Source organism: Streptomyces sp. NPDC001668, from assembly GCF_042893155.1.
Lineage (GTDB): Bacteria > Actinomycetota > Actinomycetes > Streptomycetales > Streptomycetaceae > Streptomyces.
The window spans coordinates 140,124-159,259 of record NZ_JBIAUQ010000014.1 but is presented as its reverse complement, the minus strand read 5'-3'; the positions used below and the strand labels follow the sequence as shown (position 1 = coordinate 159,259).

Annotated in this window: 20 protein-coding genes; 12 read left to right on the top strand and 8 right to left on the bottom strand. The window is 66.6% G+C overall.

Features of this window, described 5'->3' with window-relative positions:
- The first annotated feature begins 158 nt into the window (after nucleotides 1–158).
- From ACFYZ8_RS33980 to ACFYZ8_RS33970, 3 genes are read left to right on the top strand one after another with little or no spacing between them, the layout of a single operon-like run.
- On the top strand, nucleotides 159–710 hold the full coding sequence (locus tag ACFYZ8_RS33980; protein ID WP_389050522.1) for a GntR family transcriptional regulator: 552 nt from the start codon (nucleotides 159–161) through the stop codon (nucleotides 708–710).
- Complete coding sequence (locus ACFYZ8_RS33975) at nucleotides 707–1,591, top strand: DUF5919 domain-containing protein (RefSeq protein WP_389050519.1); 885 nt, start codon at nucleotides 707–709, stop codon at nucleotides 1,589–1,591. Before ACFYZ8_RS33980 ends, ACFYZ8_RS33975 begins: the two co-directional genes overlap by 4 nt.
- Complete coding sequence (locus ACFYZ8_RS33970) at nucleotides 1,588–2,382, top strand: inositol monophosphatase family protein (protein WP_389050517.1); 795 nt, start codon at nucleotides 1,588–1,590, stop codon at nucleotides 2,380–2,382. Before ACFYZ8_RS33975 ends, ACFYZ8_RS33970 begins: the two co-directional genes overlap by 4 nt.
- A gap of 158 nt (nucleotides 2,383–2,540) precedes the next feature.
- On the opposite strand, the gene ACFYZ8_RS33965 is transcribed toward ACFYZ8_RS33970, so the two are convergent.
- The 6 genes from ACFYZ8_RS33965 to ACFYZ8_RS33940 all read right to left on the bottom strand — a co-directional run bounded on the left by ACFYZ8_RS33965 (nucleotide 2,541) and on the right by ACFYZ8_RS33940 (nucleotide 8,147).
- A complete protein-coding gene (locus ACFYZ8_RS33965; protein WP_389050515.1) occupies nucleotides 2,541–3,269 on the bottom strand; it encodes a 2'-5' RNA ligase family protein in 729 nt (242 codons plus the stop codon).
- 24 nt (nucleotides 3,270–3,293) lie between these two features.
- Entirely contained in the window at nucleotides 3,294–3,854 is a 561-nt protein-coding gene (locus ACFYZ8_RS33960; protein ID WP_389050513.1) for an NUDIX domain-containing protein, read from the bottom strand.
- Nucleotides 3,851–4,915 carry a hypothetical protein gene (locus ACFYZ8_RS33955; protein WP_389050510.1) on the bottom strand — a complete coding sequence of 355 codons (1,065 nt, stop codon included), beginning with the start codon at nucleotides 4,913–4,915 and terminating at the stop codon, nucleotides 3,851–3,853. Before ACFYZ8_RS33955 ends, ACFYZ8_RS33960 begins: the two co-directional genes overlap by 4 nt.
- 179 nt (nucleotides 4,916–5,094) lie before the next feature.
- On the bottom strand, nucleotides 5,095–5,580 hold the full coding sequence (locus ACFYZ8_RS33950) for a PPC domain-containing DNA-binding protein (protein ID WP_389050507.1): 486 nt from the start codon (nucleotides 5,578–5,580) through the stop codon (nucleotides 5,095–5,097).
- 30 nt (nucleotides 5,581–5,610) lie between these two features.
- Nucleotides 5,611–6,609, bottom strand: coding sequence for an asparaginase (locus tag ACFYZ8_RS33945; RefSeq protein ID WP_389050505.1), 999 nt, complete (start codon nucleotides 6,607–6,609; stop codon nucleotides 5,611–5,613).
- A 44-nt stretch (nucleotides 6,610–6,653) separates the two neighbouring features.
- The gene (locus tag ACFYZ8_RS33940; RefSeq protein ID WP_389050502.1) at nucleotides 6,654–8,147 is read right to left on the bottom strand and encodes a hypothetical protein; all 1,494 of its coding nucleotides are present in this window, start codon (nucleotides 8,145–8,147) and stop codon (nucleotides 6,654–6,656) included.
- A 201-nt stretch (nucleotides 8,148–8,348) separates the two neighbouring features.
- Here ACFYZ8_RS33940 and ACFYZ8_RS33935 point away from each other — a divergent pair, with 201 nt between their 5' ends.
- Together ACFYZ8_RS33935 and ACFYZ8_RS33930 are read left to right on the top strand one after the other, a co-directional pair.
- Nucleotides 8,349–9,260, top strand: a complete 912-nt coding sequence (locus ACFYZ8_RS33935) for a helix-turn-helix domain-containing protein (RefSeq protein WP_389050500.1) — start codon at nucleotides 8,349–8,351, stop codon at nucleotides 9,258–9,260.
- A complete protein-coding gene (locus tag ACFYZ8_RS33930) occupies nucleotides 9,260–9,505 on the top strand; it encodes a DUF397 domain-containing protein (protein WP_389050498.1) in 246 nt (81 codons plus the stop codon). Before ACFYZ8_RS33935 ends, ACFYZ8_RS33930 begins: the two co-directional genes overlap by 1 nt.
- A gap of 129 nt (nucleotides 9,506–9,634) precedes the next feature.
- Here ACFYZ8_RS33930 and ACFYZ8_RS33925 read toward each other — a convergent pair whose 3' ends face one another.
- Nucleotides 9,635–10,672 carry an aldo/keto reductase gene (locus ACFYZ8_RS33925; protein WP_389050496.1) on the bottom strand — a complete coding sequence of 346 codons (1,038 nt, stop codon included), beginning with the start codon at nucleotides 10,670–10,672 and terminating at the stop codon, nucleotides 9,635–9,637.
- Complete coding sequence (locus ACFYZ8_RS33920) at nucleotides 10,669–11,127, bottom strand: ATP-binding protein (RefSeq protein ID WP_389050494.1); 459 nt, start codon at nucleotides 11,125–11,127, stop codon at nucleotides 10,669–10,671. Before ACFYZ8_RS33920 ends, ACFYZ8_RS33925 begins: the two co-directional genes overlap by 4 nt.
- 1,672 nt (nucleotides 11,128–12,799) lie before the next feature.
- Between ACFYZ8_RS33920 and ACFYZ8_RS33915 the strand changes: the two genes are divergently transcribed.
- The 7 genes from ACFYZ8_RS33915 (at nucleotide 12,800) to ACFYZ8_RS33885 (ending at nucleotide 19,013) form a co-directional block, all read left to right on the top strand.
- Nucleotides 12,800–14,410, top strand: a complete 1,611-nt coding sequence (locus ACFYZ8_RS33915) for an ATP-binding protein (protein ID WP_389050493.1) — start codon at nucleotides 12,800–12,802, stop codon at nucleotides 14,408–14,410.
- Nucleotides 14,411–14,412: 2 nt separating this feature from the next.
- Nucleotides 14,413–14,874 (top strand): roadblock/LC7 domain-containing protein, encoded by a 462-nt coding sequence (locus ACFYZ8_RS33910; RefSeq protein WP_389050491.1) that lies wholly within the window; start codon nucleotides 14,413–14,415, stop codon nucleotides 14,872–14,874.
- Between the two features lie 43 nt (nucleotides 14,875–14,917).
- Nucleotides 14,918–15,238, top strand: a complete 321-nt coding sequence (locus tag ACFYZ8_RS33905) for a DUF742 domain-containing protein (RefSeq protein WP_389050489.1) — start codon at nucleotides 14,918–14,920, stop codon at nucleotides 15,236–15,238.
- Entirely contained in the window at nucleotides 15,216–15,830 is a 615-nt protein-coding gene (locus ACFYZ8_RS33900; protein ID WP_389050487.1) for an ATP/GTP-binding protein, read from the top strand. Before ACFYZ8_RS33905 ends, ACFYZ8_RS33900 begins: the two co-directional genes overlap by 23 nt.
- Nucleotides 15,827–16,366: a GAF domain-containing protein gene (locus tag ACFYZ8_RS33895; protein ID WP_389050485.1), complete on the top strand. Its 540-nt coding sequence runs from the start codon at nucleotides 15,827–15,829 to the stop codon at nucleotides 16,364–16,366. Before ACFYZ8_RS33900 ends, ACFYZ8_RS33895 begins: the two co-directional genes overlap by 4 nt.
- Before the next feature lie 52 nt (nucleotides 16,367–16,418).
- On the top strand, nucleotides 16,419–17,624 hold the full coding sequence (locus ACFYZ8_RS33890; protein WP_389050482.1) for an acyl-CoA dehydrogenase family protein: 1,206 nt from the start codon (nucleotides 16,419–16,421) through the stop codon (nucleotides 17,622–17,624).
- 705 nt (nucleotides 17,625–18,329) lie between these two features.
- Nucleotides 18,330–19,013 (top strand): HAD family hydrolase, encoded by a 684-nt coding sequence (locus tag ACFYZ8_RS33885; protein ID WP_389050480.1) that lies wholly within the window; start codon nucleotides 18,330–18,332, stop codon nucleotides 19,011–19,013.
- Nucleotides 19,014–19,136: the final 123 nt, after the last annotated feature.

The window sequence follows — 19,136 nt, the reverse complement described above, 5'->3', positions numbered from 1 at the left end:
CAGTACGCCGGCAGCACATGCCGACTTGCGGGGAACCATGCGCTACCTTGTGCACAAGGTTGATCCATGTGCACAAGGTTGTCAAGGAGGGATCTTCAATGGCGGAAGGAGTGGTTCGCCTGGTAGCGACCCGCGAGCTGTGCTGGACTATGTGCGGCATGCACATCAAGGTGCACATAGACGCACAAGGAAGGCGCGGAGTGGGCGGAAGCAGCGGCCGGACCGAATACGGCCGGGTCATGGCGGCCTTGGAACAGAGAATCGCCGACCCCGACGACCTCAAGGTCGGAGACAAGATCCCCTCGACGCAGGGCCTCATGGATCAGTACGGCGCGTCGTCAACCGCGGTGCGCCGCGCCGTAAAGGAACTGGTCGCGAAGGGGCTTCTGGAGGGGATCGCCGGCAAGGGTGTCTTTGTCACCTCCAAGCCCGAGAATCTGGGGGAGGAAGACGAAGCTCCCTGGAGCCGACTCGATCAGCGGCTCGCCGCGATGGAAGACAGGGTCGAGGAGTTGGACAAGGCAGACAGGGAACAGCTGCAAGAGCTTCGGAAGGAACTGCGTGCTGTGCGACGGTCCGTCGGGGCCTTGCACACTCACCTGATCGAACTGTACGGACGCCTCGGACAGCCCTTCCCCGACGAGCTTCTTGCAGCGGGCGTATCGGCTTCTGACGAGTCCGACGACGTGCGGCGGGCGGCGGGCGCGTGACCAACAGTCCTCGTCATCTCAGCAGTGCCGCCGAGGCAGTTCAGGGCGCGGTCGTGTCCTTGCAGGACCGGCGGTCCTACAAGCCGAACCTGCGCGCTCTGGCACAGGGACAGCTGCGGGCCGCCCGCGAGGCGAAAGGCCAGAGCCGGGAAGAGTTCGCGGACCTGCTCTCCACCATGCTCGGGTGGCCGGTCAACGCCGAAGCGGTCGAGGGGTGGGAGTCAACAGCGACTCCACCAGGAGATGTGCTGGTCGCCGCGGAGCTGATCACGCGCCAGGCGCGTCCCGGGTTGGTCGATGGTGATCCGGGGGACGCACTGAGCCAGATCGTGGGCGACCAGTTCGCGGATCTCGTAGGCGTCTTCGGCAGCCGATCGGAGTTCCACTCGAAAATGCCGATCTCTGAGCTCCTGGACAATGCCAAGGAAATCCAGGCGTGTGGGCTGAGCCTGAACTTCTTGTGCCAGACCTACTCCGAGGCCCGCCTCCGAGAGCTCATCGAGAATGGAACGACGCTGCACGCCCTCTTCCTCAAACCGTACGGGCGCAGCATCGCCGAGCGAGAGCGAGAAGAGGGGCACCCTCCCCAGTTCCTCTCCGCCCTGACAGCGATGAACCTGACGATCGTCCAGGAGCGAGTGGCCGACCGGCTCTCGCCCGAGGCCAGGCAACGGTTGAAGTTTGCTGTGTACGACGAGCCGATCCGCTTCAACGTGCTCATTGTCGACAAGCAGGTGTGTGTGGCCCAGCCCTATCTCCCCGACGTCCGAGGAGTCGACTCTCCCACCTTCCTCGTTCGCAAGCGCCGCGTATCAGGTGGCCTCTATGCCACCTTCGAGCAGATCTTCACAACTTTGTGGGACAGGCGTGAGGAACAGTGACTGACCTCCGCCTGCTCCAGCAGATCGCCGGCCATGCCGTCGACCGTGCCGCAGCGTTGTTCACGGCGAAGGCCGTTGGGACCGTCACATCCAAGGGCGACCGCGACATGGTCTCGGAACTCGACGTTGCCGTCGAGGAACAGGTCCGCGCCTTCCTGCAGAGGGAGACACCGGAGGTCGGTTTCTTCGGCGAGGAACAAGGTGGCCACAGCCTCGAAGGAGACCTCACCTGGTCGCTCGACCCCGTGGACGGCACAGCAAACCTGGTCAGCGGGCTGCCCCTGTGCGGGATCTCCCTTGGGTTGTTCCGCGGCAGTCGATCGGTCCTCGGAGTGATCGATCTGCCCTTTCTCAGCGAACGCTTCCAGGCTGCCGAAGGCCACGGAGCGTATTGCAATGGTGAGCGCCTGCGTGTCCGAGGCACATCAGCCCTGCGCGAAGCCATCGTCGCCATCGGCGACTACGCGGTGGGTGAGGGCTCGGCCAAGCGGAACCAACGGCGGCTGAAGATCACGCAACTGCTCACCGAACGTGCCCTACGGGTGCGCATGTTCGGCTCGGCCGCGATCGACCTCGCATGGGTGGCAGCTGGCAGACTCGACGCGACCATCACCCTGAGCAATCACCCCTGGGACATGGCCGCCGGAGTAGCAATCGTGCGCGAGGCTGGCGGTTGCGTCATGGACGCCGATGGGAGATCACACCAGATCACCTCGCGGGCCACGATCGCCGCCGGCCCTGGTCTCCGCGACGAGGTTCTCTCCCTGCTGGAGGCCGCGAACGAGGACTAGTTCCGCTTGCGCCTGCCGCTCTCCGCAGCTTTCTGGTGACAAACCTTTGCGTCTAGAAGGGCCCGCACGCGACATCGAACCAATGGGCTACCTCTCGTTAAAGCGAGGGGTAGCCATCCCTCTCAAGTATCAGGTATCCGTTGCTCGGTTGTGTGAGACTAGTCAGCTTCGTGAACAGGTCCAGCCTCTAGGTAAACGCTGTAAAGAACTCGCCACCGATATTCACCGGGCTCGCGCCACATCTCGACCAAGTCGGCCCGGTCAATGGTCAGAGTGGCGGGCGGTAGGGCTCGGAGTGGTAGGACGGCGTTACGGGCGAGCGCTGCTGGCAGGGTTCGGTTCGCATACCCGATCCCTATGTGGGGCCGGAGTCGCGCGGTGGGAGCCATGGGCGGAAGGCCGCATGTGTTGGAGGCTGCGACCAGGAGCTGATGGAGTTCGAGGATCGGTGTCCATGGGGCCACGCTATAGCGAAGCGCACCGCGAGATCCGGTCAGTGGGACGGCGGTTAAGGCGAAAGACGGCGGCGCCTGTGCCTGGACCGTCGCCGCGACTTTCTCTAGCTGTCCCCTGTCGTTCAACATGTCGATGAGCCCGACGCGCCCCAGGGTGAGGTGAAAGCCATCAGGGGCTATCTCGTCGAATTGAAGGTGCCGAATGAAGCTCTGACAGCGGCGGGCGTGGGCGATGAACGCCGAATCGGAGATGGTCAGCAGCCAGTAGACAGCCCTCGTCCTATCAGACCAGCCGGATCTGTCCCAGTGATTGTGCATTGCAGAGACAGCGTTGAAGGCGGCCCAGTCGTGTGCGGCGACCGTCGCAGGATTGTCGATGTCGATGGGCGGGACGCTGGGGAACGAATCAGGGTGCGACCCGGAGAGAGGCATGCTCAACTCCCGTATTCGTCCGGATCAAGTGTGTGGCCACCCAGTCGGCGCCTCTGAGGAGTTCCATGCGGGGACGCCGTCTCGGAGGTACCGGGGGATTCCGTCACCGAGGGCAATGAGTGCTTGGGTCGCTCGTGCGCGTTGCCGATTGGGGAGCAGGCGGAGCGCTTCGTCGGGCGGAAAGAACCGGAAGCCACTGAGCTCGTCGTCCTTGATGGACAGCTTCTCGACTCGGGCATTCGGTAGGACACCGCCGTCGAAGACGAAAGCGAGGAGGTCATCCCACGGGCCGTGAGGGCCCACCCAGTCCACGCAGAGCAGGCCGCGCATCTGGACGCAGTCGGCGTCGAGCCCGAGTTCCTCGCGGAGCTCCCTCGCGACAGTGTCGAGGGGTTCCTCGTTGGCCTCAGCCATGCCGCCAGGCAGATCCCACCCCGCCTTGTAGGCCGGGTCGACCAGGAGCACGTGTCCTTGGTCGTTTCGGATCAGGGCGTCCGCGACCACGCGTTTCCGGGCCTGCTTGGCGTTGCCCTCGGCAAGGTACACATCACGACCGGGATCTCCCGGTTGAGGTGCGTTGCTCACACCTGGGACCCTTCCGTGACGGTGAGGCTGGCCAGCAGCAATCTACGGTGCCGGGCCACGACAGTCATATGGTCAAGGACTTCTTTGACCTGTCTGGAGCTGGCGTATGGCTCGAGTGCGGTCCGAAGATCCGCAAGGTCCCGGCTGATGCGGATGGACCCCAGCGATTGGCAGGTTTGCAGTAGGTCGTGGGTGACGGCGCAGGCCGCGTCCACCTGGTCTTGCGCGATCAGTGACTGGGCGAGCGTGATCTGCCCGAGGCTACGGCTACGGGCCCGGCTCGCGTCGCGGAGCTTGAGGGCGCGGTTCGCCTCGTCGGTGGCCGCCGGAAGGATTCGTAGGTCGAGCAGGATGGATGCGGCTTCGCTCGCTAGTGCCGCGGCGTCGAAGGGGGCCACCCAGTCCGGCACGAGCGCCGTGTCGGCAGCGGCCAGTTCCTCGCGTGCGGAGTCCAAGCACTGCTGTGCCTGCTTGGCGTAGCCGCCGCGCGCGAGGGCCCGGGCCTTGATGGCGTGGAGTCGGGCTGCCAGCACCGGCACAGGCTCGGCGGCACGGAGCCGGTCCAGCCCACTGCGTGCAAGTTCGACCGCTTGGTCGGCGTGGCCTCCTTGGAGGGCCAGGTGGCTCATGCCGGCTTCCACATTGGCGGCGACAGACGGGTCGCCGGCTGCTTGGCCGAAGCGCAGGGCACTGAGGAAGTGTCCCTGGGCAACGGTGTCGCGCCCCGAGTCGTGTGCCATCCAGCCAGCCATCTCCGTCAGCACTGCCGCGTCGCGGAACGCCTCTGCGCCTTGGACAGCGCCGAGGCCGATGAGGCTGGTGGTGACTTCGGTGCGGAGGTAGAGCAGAAGGGAGTTATAGACGTGGCCGCCGCCGAGTTGGCGGTCGGCGAGTCGGAAGGACGCCATCGCGTCGAGGTGAGGCGACAGCGCCTTTTCCTGCTCCTCGCGTGGTGGAGCGGGGCGCGGCGGGCCGAACAGGACCTCTGCGGGTTCGCCCAGGAGGTGCTCCAGGACTCTGCAGGTGTCGGCCCGCGGAGTGCCCTGGATGTCTCCGTCCATCCATCGGTCCCAGGCGCTCCGCGAGACCATCGCCGTCGCGAGACGGGGGTTCTCGTCCAGTTGGGCCACTTCATGGGCGGCGCGTACAAAGTGGGAGCAGAACGACTCGAAGAGGTGCAGGCGTCGTTGGTGGACCACCTGACGAAATCGAGTAGCTCTGCGCATGGCCGTCGCTGCCGTTAGTGGTGAGGGCCGAAGCCGAGGATGGGTACTTCCCCACCGAACAGTTGTGGGTCCCGGCTTCGCGTCAGTGCCGGCCGATCTGCGGCTCCGATCACTTCCACCACGGGGATCTCGCAGATGAACTGGACGGTGGCGCCGAGAAGGTGGGAGACGCGCCCATCGGCGGAGGCGTCCTTGATGCCTGCTGCGACATGGATGTGCGGCGCCAGCTGGCCCTTTTCGGCGTCCCAGGCGAGCGTGCCACCACCGAGGGCTTCTAGATGCTCTACCTCGACCTCTTCCCACAGGGGAGCGTCCGGGTTCTCGAGGGGCTTGCAGTCCCCGACGAGTCGCGCAGTGCGGAAGCCCCCGACGAAGGAGGGGATGTAGCCAGACCGGATGTCGTGCTTGGCACAGGCTTCGGCCAGGCCGGTGTAGAAGTCCTCTCCGTGCTCGAGGACGACCATGATCTGGCGGCGGACGGTGAGCTCAGTGGAGCGCATGACGGAATCTCCGAGGGGTGCGGTCGTGGGTCACCGGCAGGCGGCGAAGGCGGCTTCGATCTCAGCGCGGGAGCTGTTCGCAGCAAGGTGGGCGCTGAGCAGCAGCCGGGCCTTGAAGGGGTCGAGAGTGCCGGCACCGATCAGTCCCCTGGCGAGCAGGTCGCTTTCCGATCCAGCAAACCCGTAGGTGCTCGTGAGCACGGAACCGGTGCCGATCCGGGAAGCAAGGACTACCGGAATCGTATCGGCGAGCTCTTCGAGCCTGTCGCACCAGGAGGCCGGGACGTGGCCTACACCGAAGGCGGCGATCACGAGACCGTGGACTGTGTCCTTGAGTGCGTCAAGGAGAGCGCCGTCGCTTCCGAGCGCGGCGGTGACCACCTCGACACGGGGCTGCGGGCCGCCGGGCCAAGGAATGGATGGGGTGCGCTTTCCGCGGTTGTGGATGCGAGGGGTGCCCTCCACAACGTGTCCGATGGGTCCGGCGTTCGGAGACGCGAAGGCGGTGATGCTGGTCGTGTGCATCTTGCGCACGTGCCGGGCGGCGTGGATCTCATCGCCGAAGACGACCAGGACTCCGAGGCCGCGTGCCTCTGCTGAGGCGGCAGTTTGTACTGCGGCGAGGATGTTGGCCGGCCCGTCGGCGCCGGGGAGACTCGCATGGCGCATGGCGCCGGTGAAGACCACGGGGATGTCCCCTCGGTAGTACAGGTCTGCCAGGAAGGCGGTTTCCTCGATCGTGTCGGTGCCCTGCGTCACCACGACGCCTCGGACGCCCTCTGCCTCGGTCTTTGCGATGTGCTCCACCAGCGCAACGATGTCTGCGGGAGTCAGTGAGGCGCCTGGGAGCTGCCGGAAGTCCTCGACGATGATCCGCGAAGCGCTCCGCAGCTCAGGAACGGCGTCGACCAGGTCGGCTCCGGTTAGGCTCGGCGTTGCGCCCCCCGCCTGGGAGCTGCGTGTCATGGCGACGGTCCCGCCGAGAGTGATCACTTCGACGGGGTCGTTCGTGCTGGAGGAGGCTGGCACAGGAGCCCTTTCCGGGTCGCAGGGGCGGGAGAGCGTAGATCGTTTCAGATTCTGGGGGCGAAGGTGCCGAGGAACGACAGGGCATCGTCGAGGCCGTCGCTCGTCAGCAGACGGCTCCGCGTGCGGACGAGGCCGGCGACACCGTGCTCGGCCACCTCTCGGCATCGTGTGGTGATCCACCCCCAGTCGATGTCCAAGTAGCGAGCGAGCTCTTCCAGGCGCCCCTTCGGGTCGGGGCTGATGAGGATGTTGATCTCCTCGGCATCGCCGAAGGCGGTGCGATACGAGCGGAGATCCCCGCGGCTGCTGGTGGTGCTGGCGGCCCACAACGCCTCTCCGGTACGGACCCAGTTGGCGACGACGGCCTTCTGGCCAGGGATGAATGCGACACCGTCCATGTCGGCGTACGCGGGGTTTGTCACGAGGCGGACGCGGATGCCGTGGCGTTCCATGAGGGCAATAGCGAGCAGCAGCAGGATGCGTTCGTAGCGCTCGGTGCGGGCGACAGCAGCCTCAGGGACGCAGAAGACACGGGAGGTCGTCTGGCCGCCCTCGACGAAGCGGCCCATGCGCCGCAGATAGTCGATCTTGTGGGAAAAGATCATCCACGGTGCTGCCTCGGCGCCGCGTTGTTCGCGCGTCCAAAATGCGGGAATCTCTCCGGCGCTTTGGAGTTCCCGCTGGATGTAGTGGGCGCAGAATGCTGACCCCCACCAGCTGGACCCCGCAGAGGTCAGTTCCAGCAGCTGTCGGTTGGGTGCGGAGCGCGGGAGCGCGAGGTAGGTGTCCAGGTTGTGGCTCTCGGCGTCGAGGGCCTGGTCGTCGGCGAGGAGACCGTCGTCCAGTTGTGTGAGGGACCAGAGAATTCCGTAGGTAAGGTCGTCGAGGAGGTACGCCTTGGGGATGGAAATGGGATTGCTGCGGGGGGAGGCGACAGCCTGGGCACGTCTTGCCGATGCGGCGTCAAGTACGTACAACCCGTAGTCCTCGGCATGCTCGGCCACGCCGAGGAGGAAGCCGCGGCGGGCGGCGGGCCGTAAGAACTGTTTCAGGCCTTCGTCGGAGTCGAGGACGCGTACCTCGTCGCCGTCCTCCTCGTGTACGGCGGTCATGACCTGGACAGCGGCGGCGGTACCGGCCAGGGAGTCCCGGCCGGTGAGCTCCCACATCCCAGCGGCTCCGGTAGCCGGCACGATGAGGCGCGATGTGGAGGGCCAGCGGTCGTCAATCACCGCCGCCGCTTCGGTGGTCGGCTGGCGAAGCTCGGCAGGTGTACGGGCCGGGCTGAACAGTTCGTCCGTGGAGTGGCCGAAGATGTGTTCCAGGATTTGCGCCGCTTCTGACCGCGGCCGGCCACAATAGGTGGGCTGCGCCCAGCGTTCGAACGTGGTGCGTCCGACGCTTGCGGTGGCAAGGCGACGCTGGCCCGTAAGCTCCGCCAAAGCCCGCCCGCCAGCCGTGAAGTGGATGCAGAACTCTTCCCAGCTGTCCCAGCCACGTCGCTTCAGCTCAACGTGGAACAACGTGGGGCGGCCCATGGTGCGGCCCTCCTCGGACGAAGGCGGGGGACGAGCTGAGACCGGCACAGCCAGCGGCACATGCCACAAGCCGCGACGGATCTCGTACGCATCGTGACCCTCGCTAGGATGCGCCTGTCGACCGGGAGTTAGCAACATGAGTGAGCAAATTGCTGAAGAGATTTGTTGTCGGGAGCCCGGCGAGAAGGCACACTAACCGGCATGTCGCCCGGTAACGAGGCACCGTCGTCACTGACGCTCCGTGAAGTAGGCGCGCGCATCGAGGAGTTGCGCGAGCGTCATGGCTTCACGCTGGCCAAGGTCTCCGCGCTGCTCCTGGAACAAGAACCGCCGCGCAGGCTGGGGCCCAGTCAGCTGAGCCGTATCGAGCACGGCCAGCGCAAGCGCTTCGCCCAGGAGGCAGCCCTGGCGCAGGCGATCCTTGATTGCATCGGAGCGGAGCCCGCCGAGCGGGACGAGATCCTCGCGCTGCTGAGCTCCGACAGCCCCTCCACCCGTCCGCGGCCGGCTCTTTGGCGACGCAATGCCGGAGTCCTCGGGCCGATGAACTTCGAGGGGTTCCTCGCCCTGGAGCAGAAGGCGACCCTGTTTCGCACCTACCAGCCGCGGATCGTCCCCGGCCGGCTTCAGACCCGGCAATACGCGCTTCACGTCATCGGGCGCATGCGTCCCGATCTGCGCCCGGCCGACGTGAAGGCACTCGTCGACATCCGCATGGACCGCCAGAGGCGAAACGCCGGGAGCGCACTCAGCGACTTCCAGGCCCTGATCGACGAGGACTGTCTGCGGCGCACCCTCATGGACAAGGCCGTCCTGGAGGAGCAGATGGAACGGCTGGTCGACGAGTCCGAGCAGCCCGGATGCATGATCAGGATCCTGCCCGCTGTGGACGCCATCGGTGTCCACCCCGGCGTCGCGGGCGGATTCGTACTGATGGATTTCCCCGGGCCTGCGCGGTCCGTCGTATGGCTCGAGAACATGGTCAGCTCGGGGTATATCGACGAGGAGCTGTACACGGACCGCTACGCCGCGGTGTTCACCGACCTCTGGAACCAAGCACTGGAGCCAGACGAGACCCGCGTGCGCCTCAAGAAAATCATGAAGGAGTTGTAGTGACCGTGCAGTCGCAGAGGCCCGACCTCTCCAAGCTCGATTTGTCCCGTCTGGAGGGGACGGTGTCGTCCTACAGCGGCGGGGGTGGAGACTGCGTGAGGGTTGGCCGGATGGGCGACTGGATCCTCGTCAGCGACACCAAGTGCACCGACCGTCCGCCCCTGCTGTATCCCCTGGATGGAGCTCGGGCCTGGATTCAGAGCCTGAAGGACGGCGCGTTCGACCCGATCGCTGGCTCGGACTGACCTACGAAGTGCTCCCCTGGGGCTGGCCGCCTGCGCCAGTTGAGGCCGGCCCCATCGGATCTGTGCTCTTCTCAACGGCAGGAAGACCGACCCTTTCAGGCCGACGGTCGATCGAACACCGTGTCCGGCTCAGCTGAGCCCTCCAACTCGCTCATGCATGGCGGGTCGGCCCGCCATCATCTGCAGGCTGAGCCTCATGCGGGCGAAGACGGCATCGATCTGATCAACCTCGACTTGAGAGAGCGAGCCGGGCAGGGCGTCGAAGCACTGCTCGATCAGGTGTTCTTCCGCGACACCGACGGCGACGAGCGCATGGGGGGACTGCTGGAGGCTCGACCGCAGCACGAGCGGGGCCAAGCTACCGTGCCCGCTCCCAAACTGCCCGGCTAGCTCCCGCAGTCCGCCCTCCACGACGGCGGCAGCCGCCTCGGGACAAACACCTTGCCCGCAAAGTGCCTCCAGAGCCCTGCGGTTGCGCTGGCCGGCGAGCATTCCGTGCCCGAGCGGCGAAGCAACGACCAGACCCAGGCCCTTTCGCGCGGTGAACTCGCTCAGGCTCTCGCCCTCCTCCAGGACGGCGGCGGGCAGGAGGCCACTTGCCTGGGCCCACACCACGTCGGGCTGGATCTCCTCGACCAGCCAGAGGAAGCGCCGTATCTGGTGGGCACTGTCAGCGCTGGTGGGGCCTCGCAGGCCGATTGCCCGGATCTGCTCAAGGTCGCGCATGGCGTGCATCTGCGCGATGACGGGGCCAAGGTACATATCTCCGGGGCCGAAGTCGTATGAGTCCAGCACGTAGACGGCCAGATCGTCCCGGTACAGATTCTCCAGCGTCTGCTCCAGCTGGTGGCGGACCCTCGGGCCGGCGTACGGGTGTGGGGCGGAACCGCGGAGCCGCCCGACCTTGCTGATGGCGTGAACCCCATAGTGCCGGTACTCCCGAAATACCTTCCCGACCAGCCGTTCAGCATGTCCGTTGCCGTGGGCATCGGAGGTGTCGACGAACGACGCTCCCAGTTCAATCGCCCTGCGTAGCCCTCTGAGGATCTGCCCGTCATCGGCGATCTGCTCAGGGAAGTCCCAGCGCGTGGTCCCTGTGCTGACGCCCAGCGGGGCGAGACTCAGTCCGGGGGTGAGGGCTCTGGGGCGCAGGTCGCAGCCCTTCATCGCCCTCCTCCGGCCGGCTGGTGAAGAAACAGGGCCACGACGCTCTTGCCCGTGTCAGTCGGCCGCACGCCCCACGAGCTGGCCAGAGTGTCAATCAGGAAGAGGCCGCGCCCTCCCTCGTCCTCAAGTGCCGGCTCCTTGGGCTCACACGAAATGGCGGTGATGTCGCGTCCGCTGTCTTCGACTTGGACAACTGCCCCCCATTCGTACAGGTCCACCGCCATCCCTATCGGCTTGCCGGCCTCGACGTGCTGGTGAGCATTTCCCACCAGCTCGTCGGCGACGAGGACGATGACGTCCCTCCACGAGTCGTCCTCGTCGGCGAGTACCTCGTGGACGAGGTGGCGGGCGAATCCCTGGGGGGCCGATAGACCAGTGAGGTCGGCATCGGCGTGTGCGAGGGGCTCGCCACGCAGGCCGGCAGCGCTCGCCGAGGTTGTAGCGGGGATGGGCATGCCCTCGTCTCCTGGTTGCTCTGAGACGCCCGGGGGCGTGGACCGGGGTAGTCCTCTGGACCACGTTGGCTCATGACAGATCGGCGCGGTACACGAGAAGGCACCCCACTTCACCCCACTTGGATGAGTGCGCTGGGCCGCCGCCTGGCCACCAGGCAGACGAATTGGCCCAATTGCCTGGTTTTCTCGCGGTCGGCGCACATGCGGCGGCGTGACCGGAGGTCGACACCCTTGGGCACGTCGCCACTCAGCCGCAGAGCTCACCCACCTGCAGCGCCAGGCCCCCTCAGGCGGGATCTGACCAGCCACAACGCCACGCCTGCACACCGCATCCCGGACCCGCTCCGCCGCATCCAGAAGGCCAGGAACACACAACGACCCATGCTGTCAAGCCACTTCAGCGAAGTGGGGTGAAGTGGGGTGCCGGACTCATCAGGTGGCCGGGTGCCCGATCCAAACGGGGAACGCTCGACAGAGTGTCCCCCTAAGGGCATAAATGTCCCCACGTCCGCCGTGCATACACGAGCAGTCGAACGCTCTGATCGCTCGCCCCAAGTGGGGTGAAGTGGGGTGCGGATTCATCTACCGACGGCGCTGGTGACCGGGAAGGCTTTGGTGCACGACCTCGGCTCATCCGAAGCGGCCGCCTGCTGCCCTTCGTGCACAGGACTCGGTTTCCCCTCAAGGATCTCGACTAAGGAACCACCACCGTGGCGACTCACCCCTCGCAGATCGGCGTCCTCGGCGCGCTCCCGTCCGGCATCACCACGCTGGTGTGCTGTCGCGAGGCCGTCCTGAAATCGGGCTCGGCGGCATGAAGAACAACGCACTCGGCTTCCTCGGCTCCCGGGCTCCATAAGCCGCCGCTGGGGTACGTGAGCGGCGGCCTCGTCCGTCGACCTCGCACTCATCGACCTGGGCACCCGTTTCGGCACTCCCCCGTATGCCGCTCGGGCTGCCCGACCTGGGCTCCGACTTCCGTCGCCTGGGGATCGCCAGGGCCCTCGATCCCCGGAAGTTGAGAGCGAGACCCAGCGCAGCCTCGCGCTCGGTCTCCCGGCTGCCGCCGGCGCGGGGATCCACTCCGCCCAGCGGCAGCCGGCCCACCTGCTGTCCCGCGACCGGCGGGCATGAGAGCGCAGGCACAGCTGCACGCGGCTCGTCGCCGCTCACCGTGGTCCCTGCCGCGAAGGTTCCGCACTGACCGACGACGGGCTTCCCGTCCTGACCGGAGAGCTGATGACTCCCCTGATCACGCGCCATGCCTGGCGGATTCAATTCGGCGAGGCCCCCCTCCCACCGAGGCTCCCGCGCGACTTCGACATCGTCCGCGTCGGCGTGGGTCTCGGTATGGCTTCGGTCGACTTGATGGTTGACCAGAGCCGCGAGGTCGGACCACTGCTGTGCTGCCTCACCCACCAGATCCTGCTCATCCCCGTCGGATCCGGTTCCGCTGACCGGTGGGGGGCACCGCATTCCGTTTGCAGTAGCGGCCGGAGCCTCCAGTGCCTCTCCAAGGGCTATCAGCTGCAATGTCGGGCGCGGTTCTGGGCCAGTGTGCCTGAGTCAACAGCGGCCGCGGTCACGGATTCGGCAGCGCTTCATGAGGCGCTCAGCCAGACGCGGGCCGGGATGCGACGGGTATGCGGGGCTCGCCGGCGCGAGGTGTGCCATGTCTGATCTCTTTGCCCGCGAGCAGGCCGCGAATCGTGGCAGCCGTCGCAGAGCGCACGCCGATGACAGCCTTCGCCTGCCCCCGGCCGTCCTCTCCAGCACGCTCTCGGCTCTGGTAGTGGGTGGGGCATGGTTCCTCGACCGTCTCGACGCCGTGCCCACCGAAGCCGGCGTCTTCGGTGCGGTCGCCGCAGCTGGGGGCCTGTTGTGGTGGACAGTGACTCGCTCTCGACGCACCCGCAACGCTGTTGCGCACATCTCGCAGCTCCACGCCGAGCATGAGGGAGCGCTCAGGCAGCTCCGCGCCCAGCGCGACGAAGCGCTGGGCGCCTTGGCCAGTGTCATGGCTGCGATCGACAAGGGCCGGGAACAGGTGCGCTGGGCGCTCGGGCAGGCCCAGCAAGGCGCGGCACGGACCAACTTCGCCGAACCCGCTGTCCACCCACGCACAGGCGACGTGCGCCTCGATGTGATCCCCGCTCTGGAAGCAGGGTTCACCGAGGCCTGGCAGGCCGTGATGCGGGCGGCGGCGCACACGCACGGTGTGTTGAACCCGCAGGCGGAACTGGCTGAGATTTTCAAGTCGGTCGCTCCCCGGCTTCAGAGCCTGGTCAACCGAAGCATCAGCGTCATCTCCGAGGTCGAGAACGGCGTTGAGGATCCGGACCTGATGCATCAGATCTTCGGCATCGACCACCTGCTGACGCAGATTCGGCGCGCCGTGGAAAGCCTGGCGGTCATAGGCGGGAGTCTGCCGTCCCGCAACAGCCCGCCCATCCTCGTCGCGACGACAATCCGGCGAGCTATCGCCGAAATCCCCGAGTACGCGCGGGTGCGTCGTGCACTGACACCGGTGACGGCGTCGGTCCCCGGATACGTCAGCCCCAACCTGGTGCATCTCCTGGCCGCGCTGATGGAGAACGCCACAGACTTCTCCACCGAGAAGGTTGAGGTTCACACCACCCAGACCGGCGACGGCATCGCAATCGAGGTGATTGACCGCGGTACGGGGATGTCGCAGGAAAAGCGTGATGCCCTCAACCGGCTCCTGGCCAACCCCGAAAGTGACGATCCACGCGACCGTCTGCGCATGGGGCAGCTCGGGCTCCTGGTAGCCGCGCTCCTTGCGAGGCGCCACAAGATCACCATTCAGCTTCGGCCCAACATCGTGGGCGGCACCCACGCCATCGTCCTTCTGCCGAACGAACTACTCGTCGAAGCCCACGAGATGTCGACGGCATCCGCCCCTGTCACGAGCGCATCAGCCTCGCCTCCAGGCCGAAGCGGCGCGCCGCACTCCGGCAGCGCCGAGTCGCCCAGGACGGGCCCGACACACGAACTTCCGCTTGCGCCCGCCCGGCCGCACCCTCCAGCAGACGCCGGCCGCGACAGGCCGCCGTTGCCGGTCCGGGACGTCAGCCAGCCGAAGGGCCAGGCGCCGCGACCACGGCAGCAGGAACCTGCCGGCCGTCCCACCGGCGGTCTGATGGCCAGCTTCCAGTCTCGTGAGCCCCTCGATGAGGGGCAGCGGCAGTCGGAAGGCTCCAACGCGCTGACCGCCCCGGACGGCCCTTCGCCCACCAATCCCCACATGCAGAGCAGGAGTTGACAATGGACGTGGACAGCCAGGCCATCACCAGCGACCAGGCGGCGTCGGCGCGAGCCCAGTTGGACGGGCTTCTCACCAGCTTCGTGAGCCGGATCCCTGGTGCGCAGCATGCTCTGCTGGGCACTGGTGACGGCCTCAAACTCGCCTATACGGAACAGACGGTTGACGAGGCGGACACCACGGCCGCGGCCATCACCGGGATCTGGGCGCTGGCCCGACAGCAGTTCAAGAACGCCAAGGGCGGTGTGCGTCAGGTCGTCGTGGAGCACGACGCCGGATACCTGTTCCTGATGAGCGCCGGAATGGTGAACGAGGCAGTCCTCGGCACGGTCCTGGCCGTCGTGACCGACCCCCAGGCCGACGTGGGGCAGGTCGGGCACGAGATGGAGAAGCTCATCAAGGGTCTCGACGAGCACCTGATCATCCAGGCGCGGCGCAACAACGGCTACAACCCGGGGCTTTGACGTGGAATCGCGTGGTGGGTGGTCCGACAGCACGTTAGGCGATGTGCGTCCTTACACGATCACCGGAGGACGCACCCGCCCTACCCACCCGCTGCACCTGACCACCTGCCTCATCACCGAGGCCACAGCTCTACCCGCGCAGATGAGCCACGAGCACGAGTCGCTGCTGTTGCACTGCAGCGGCGCTCCGTGCTCCGTCGCTGAGCTCGCGGCCCGGCTGCACCAGCCGGTCCAAGTGGTCAAGGTCCTGATCAGCGATCTCCTCGACGCTCAGGCACTCGCTCTCGTCAACCCCGCTGGCACGTCCAAGCCCGACGTGCACCTTCTGGAGAGACTGCTCAATGCTCTACAAACCTCCCTCTGAAGGCGACCGCCACGGGCGCGCCAGCGCACCTGCGGAAGAACTCAAGATCGTCGTGGCGGGCGGCTTCGGCGTCGGCAAGACCACGATGATCACGACCCTCAGTGAGATCGAACCGCTGACGACCGAGGAAACTCTGACCGTCGCCAGCGCGGGGGTAGACGACCTCGAAGGAATAGCCGACAAATCCGTCACCACCGTGGCCATGGACTTCGGCCGGATCACCTTCGACTCGCTGATCCTGTTTCTGTTCGGCACCCCCGGACAAGAGCGGTTCTGGTTCTTCTGGGACGACCTCTCCTACGGTGCCGTAGGCGCCGTGGTGCTCGTCGACACACGGCGTCTGACGGATTCCTTCGCAGCCGTCAGCTGGTGCGAGGAACGTGGCCTGCCGTTCGTCATCGCAATCAACGAGTTTGACGGCGCCATCCGATACACCCCCGACGAAGTCCGCCAGGCCCTCCGTCTCGCCTCGTACATCCCCGTCATGACCTGCGACGTGCGGCAGCGCTCCTCAGCCAAGCACGTCTTGATCACTCTCGTGCGCCGCAGCCTCGAACTGCACGGCGTCTCCTCCTCTGGAGCTCTCACATGACCCGCCCGAACCCCACCACGCCGCCAGCCCAGACCGCCGAACAGCTCGCGCGTGCCGACCTGCAGCATGCTCTAGGCCTCACCGGTCCCGACGCGGAGCTCGACGCCTTCGCCATCCGGCTGGCACAAGCCGCCCGGGTGCCTTACGCCATGGTCAACATCTTTGGCGCTGAGCAGCAGTTCTTCGGTCTGGCGACCCCCGGCGACGACAGCGAGCTGCCCACGGTAGGCCGCAGCATGTCCCTCGACCACGGCTTCTGTCCCGAGGTCGTGGACAAGAAAAAGGCACTCATCCTGCCTGACGTGTTCGCCTCCCCCCGTTTCGCGGGCAACGACGTGGTGGACCTGATCGGCATCCGCACCTATGGGGGCGCACCCCTGATGCATGAGGGCATTGCGCTCGGGACCGTCTGCTTCGTCGGTCCCGTCGAAAAGCCCCTCGCCACGGGTCAGGGATCGCTCCAACTGATCAAGCAGTGCCGCGACGAGGTCATGGCCTTCCTCTATCGCCGCGCCGGCTTCCAGCCGCCGCACTAGAACACACCCCGCGCCGCGCCCGACAGCGCTCTCTCAGGGAGGGAACCCCACCATGTCCGCCTCGTATCTCGCTGCAGAGCACCACCAACTCCGGGAAGTCGTACGGGGCTTCGCCGAGTCCCAGGTCGCACCGCGTGTGGATCAGATGGAGCAGACCGGGGAGATCGAGACCGACCTCGCGGACGTGATCGCCCGCCAGGGATGGATCGGCGCCACGATCGGCGAGGAATACGGCGGCATGGCCGCCGGCCACTTGGCCAAAACGATCATCATCGAGGAACTCTCGCGCGTCAGCGCGGCCATGGGAGCCATGGTGCAGGCGTCCCAGCTCGGAGTCGCCAAGATCATCCATTTCGGAACTGAAGACCAGAAGCGTCGTTATCTGCCGAAGGTTGCCGCAGGGGACTGCCTGCCCACCATCGGGGTCACCGAGGAAAAGTCCGGCGGCCACGTTCTCGGCATGGAGACCACTGCCGTACGCGACGGCGACGAATACGTCCTCAATGGCGCGAAGGTCTACGTCGGCAACTCCCACATCGGACACCTCCACGGCGTGGTCGCCCGCACCGGCACCGGATCCGGAGGCTTGAGCGCGTTCCTGGTCGAACGGGGCACCCCCGGACTGAGCCTTACCTCGCACCCGGGGACCCTGGGCTTGCACGGATTTAGCTTCGGCGAGCTGATCTTCAACGACTGCCGCATCCCGGCGAGCAACCGACTGGGCGCCGAGGGCGATGGCAGGGACGTGGCCTACTCCTCCAGCATCCTGTACGGGCGCCTCAACCTGGCCGCCGTGGCCCTCGGCCTGCACCAGGCCATCCTGGAGACAACCACCGCCCTGTGCCACGAACGCAAGCGCTACGGCAATCCGCTTCACCATCTGCCAACGGTGAAGGACAAGCTCGGCCGGATGCAGTCACGGCTGATGACCGCACGGCTCTCCGCCTACCACGCGGCAAGCCTCCTCGACCAGGGTCTTCCCTGCGACCCAGAGTTGATGAACGCCAAGCTGGTCGCGGAAACCGTGCTGGACTCGGCGCGCGCCGCAATGGAGATCCACGGGGCTGCGGGCCTGGTCAGCAACCGGCCGATAGGGCGCTACGTGCGCGATGCCTTCCACATATACGCGCCCGCCGGCACTTCCGACATCCAGGCGCTGCGGCTGGCCGAGTTCGCCCTGGGCATCGACAAGGGCCACTACTCCGAACGTCTCGCCAGCCAGCCGGACAGCCCCACCACGCAGGTCGTGCCGGCCTGACACAGCATCTCGGGCGGCCGAGCCGCACCGCCGTCAGCGGCCACGCCGCATGCCCCGACACCGTTTACTCGCCTGGAGACACCGCATGGCCACCGTCACCGCCCCGCTCGCGCCGCCGCACCACGGCACGGCGGACAGGCCGGCCGCCGCAGACGTCGAACCGTGCCCGACCTCGCCGGCCCTCGACGATCCTGAACAGGAGGCATTCGGACTTCTGGGCCAAGCGTGGCGCAGTTCCACCGCCACAGCATTACCGACGGGGCGTGCCTTCGACGTCGTCCAGGCCCCCGCACACCATGCTGCTCCAGTCCTCCTGCAGCTCAAGCGTCTTGGCCTGCCCCAAGGAGCCGTCTTCGCCGACGGCAATGTGTGGCACTTCTTCGTCCCGCTCGGATCCGGCTACGTACCTCCGCGACTTGGTGGTCCGGGCTGGCCACCTCCAGCCAACTACTTGAGCGGAGAGTGGATCACGATCCCTCCGCGCGGAGCCCGCACCGCCGATGTGTCCCTTCGGTGGGTGACCCGATCGCCGGCCGGCCGGCTGCTCACCGCCCCGATCTGGCTCTTTGTCGCGCTCTCAGTCCAGAGGCAGCCGTCTGCACCCCCCAGCGAGCCGGCGGCCTCCGACGAAGACGCGCTGGCGCCGCCAGGCCACGGCAGATGTGCGCCCACGGCGGTACCCGGCCCGGTGCGGGGGTGGCAGTGATGCCCGCTCCCAAGATCGCCCTCTTTGACCTGGACGACACCCTCACCGACCACGCCGCCGCGTTCACTCTGTGGGCCGCCGAGTTTTCCCAGGCCACCGGCATCCCACGTCCGTGGATCACGGAGGCCGACGCACGTCACGCCGGCGCCAGGTACGCCTTCTTCGCCGATCTCAAGGAGACCTTCGGGATCCAAAAGTCCATCGCCGCGCAGCATGCCGCCTACCAGGCACGCACGGCCGAACTCGTGCCGCACCGGCCGGACGTATGTGCCGCCCTCGAAGCGCTGACTGCCGACGGATGGTCGCTCGGTGTCGTGACCAACGGATCACCGGCCGCGCAGCGCATCAAGCTGGAGGTCAGCCGACTCGATCGGTTCTTCACGACAGTCGTCATCTCCGGTGACTACGGCGTGCGTAAGCCGCACGAGGCCTTGTTCCAGCTCGCGCTGGACGACCTCCATGCCGACGAGGGCACTTGGACGGCCATGATCGGCGACTGCCTGGCCACGGACATCGCGGGCGGACTCCGGGCGGGGCTGCACACCGTCTGGGTCTCACGCGGGCGATCGCGCCGCCGCGGTGATCCCGTTCCCCACCACACCGTGCACACCACGGTTGACGCCTGCAAGTGGCTGAGCGCTGCAGTCGACATTCCCCCGCCACTGCCGGCGCTCACCCATTAGAGCGAAGCAACCTGCACAGCGCCCCCGAGCAGGTGAAACCGCCCCACCCAAGGCCGTCGGGCCCAAACGACATAACCACCAGGGTGCCTCCATCCGACTGGACCGGCGCCACACCACAGGACG

Excerpts from the sequence above, each read along its gene's own strand:
- ACFYZ8_RS33890 (WP_389050482.1), top strand. The coding sequence starts at position 16,419 with ATGTCCGCCTCGTATCTCGCTGCAGAGCACCACCAACTCCGGGAAGTC.
- ACFYZ8_RS33900 (WP_389050487.1), top strand. The coding sequence starts at position 15,216 with ATGCTCTACAAACCTCCCTCTGAAGGCGACCGCCACGGGCGCGCCAGC.
- ACFYZ8_RS33920 (WP_389050494.1), bottom strand. The coding sequence starts at position 11,127 with ATGCCCATCCCCGCTACAACCTCGGCGAGCGCTGCCGGCCTGCGTGGC.
- ACFYZ8_RS33980 (WP_389050522.1), top strand. The coding sequence starts at position 159 with ATGCACATCAAGGTGCACATAGACGCACAAGGAAGGCGCGGAGTGGGC.
- ACFYZ8_RS33940 (WP_389050502.1), bottom strand. The coding sequence starts at position 8,147 with ATGGGCCGCCCCACGTTGTTCCACGTTGAGCTGAAGCGACGTGGCTGG.
- ACFYZ8_RS33925 (WP_389050496.1), bottom strand. The coding sequence starts at position 10,672 with ATGAAGGGCTGCGACCTGCGCCCCAGAGCCCTCACCCCCGGACTGAGT.
- ACFYZ8_RS33965 (WP_389050515.1), bottom strand. The coding sequence starts at position 3,269 with ATGCCTCTCTCCGGGTCGCACCCTGATTCGTTCCCCAGCGTCCCGCCC.
- ACFYZ8_RS33935 (WP_389050500.1), top strand. The coding sequence starts at position 8,349 with ATGTCGCCCGGTAACGAGGCACCGTCGTCACTGACGCTCCGTGAAGTA.
- ACFYZ8_RS33915 (WP_389050493.1), top strand. The coding sequence starts at position 12,800 with ATGTCTGATCTCTTTGCCCGCGAGCAGGCCGCGAATCGTGGCAGCCGT.
- ACFYZ8_RS33910 (WP_389050491.1), top strand. The coding sequence starts at position 14,413 with ATGGACGTGGACAGCCAGGCCATCACCAGCGACCAGGCGGCGTCGGCG.
- ACFYZ8_RS33885 (WP_389050480.1), top strand. The coding sequence starts at position 18,330 with ATGCCCGCTCCCAAGATCGCCCTCTTTGACCTGGACGACACCCTCACC.
- ACFYZ8_RS33895 (WP_389050485.1), top strand. The coding sequence starts at position 15,827 with ATGACCCGCCCGAACCCCACCACGCCGCCAGCCCAGACCGCCGAACAG.
- ACFYZ8_RS33950 (WP_389050507.1), bottom strand. The coding sequence starts at position 5,580 with ATGCGCTCCACTGAGCTCACCGTCCGCCGCCAGATCATGGTCGTCCTC.
- ACFYZ8_RS33955 (WP_389050510.1), bottom strand. The coding sequence starts at position 4,915 with ATGGACGGAGACATCCAGGGCACTCCGCGGGCCGACACCTGCAGAGTC.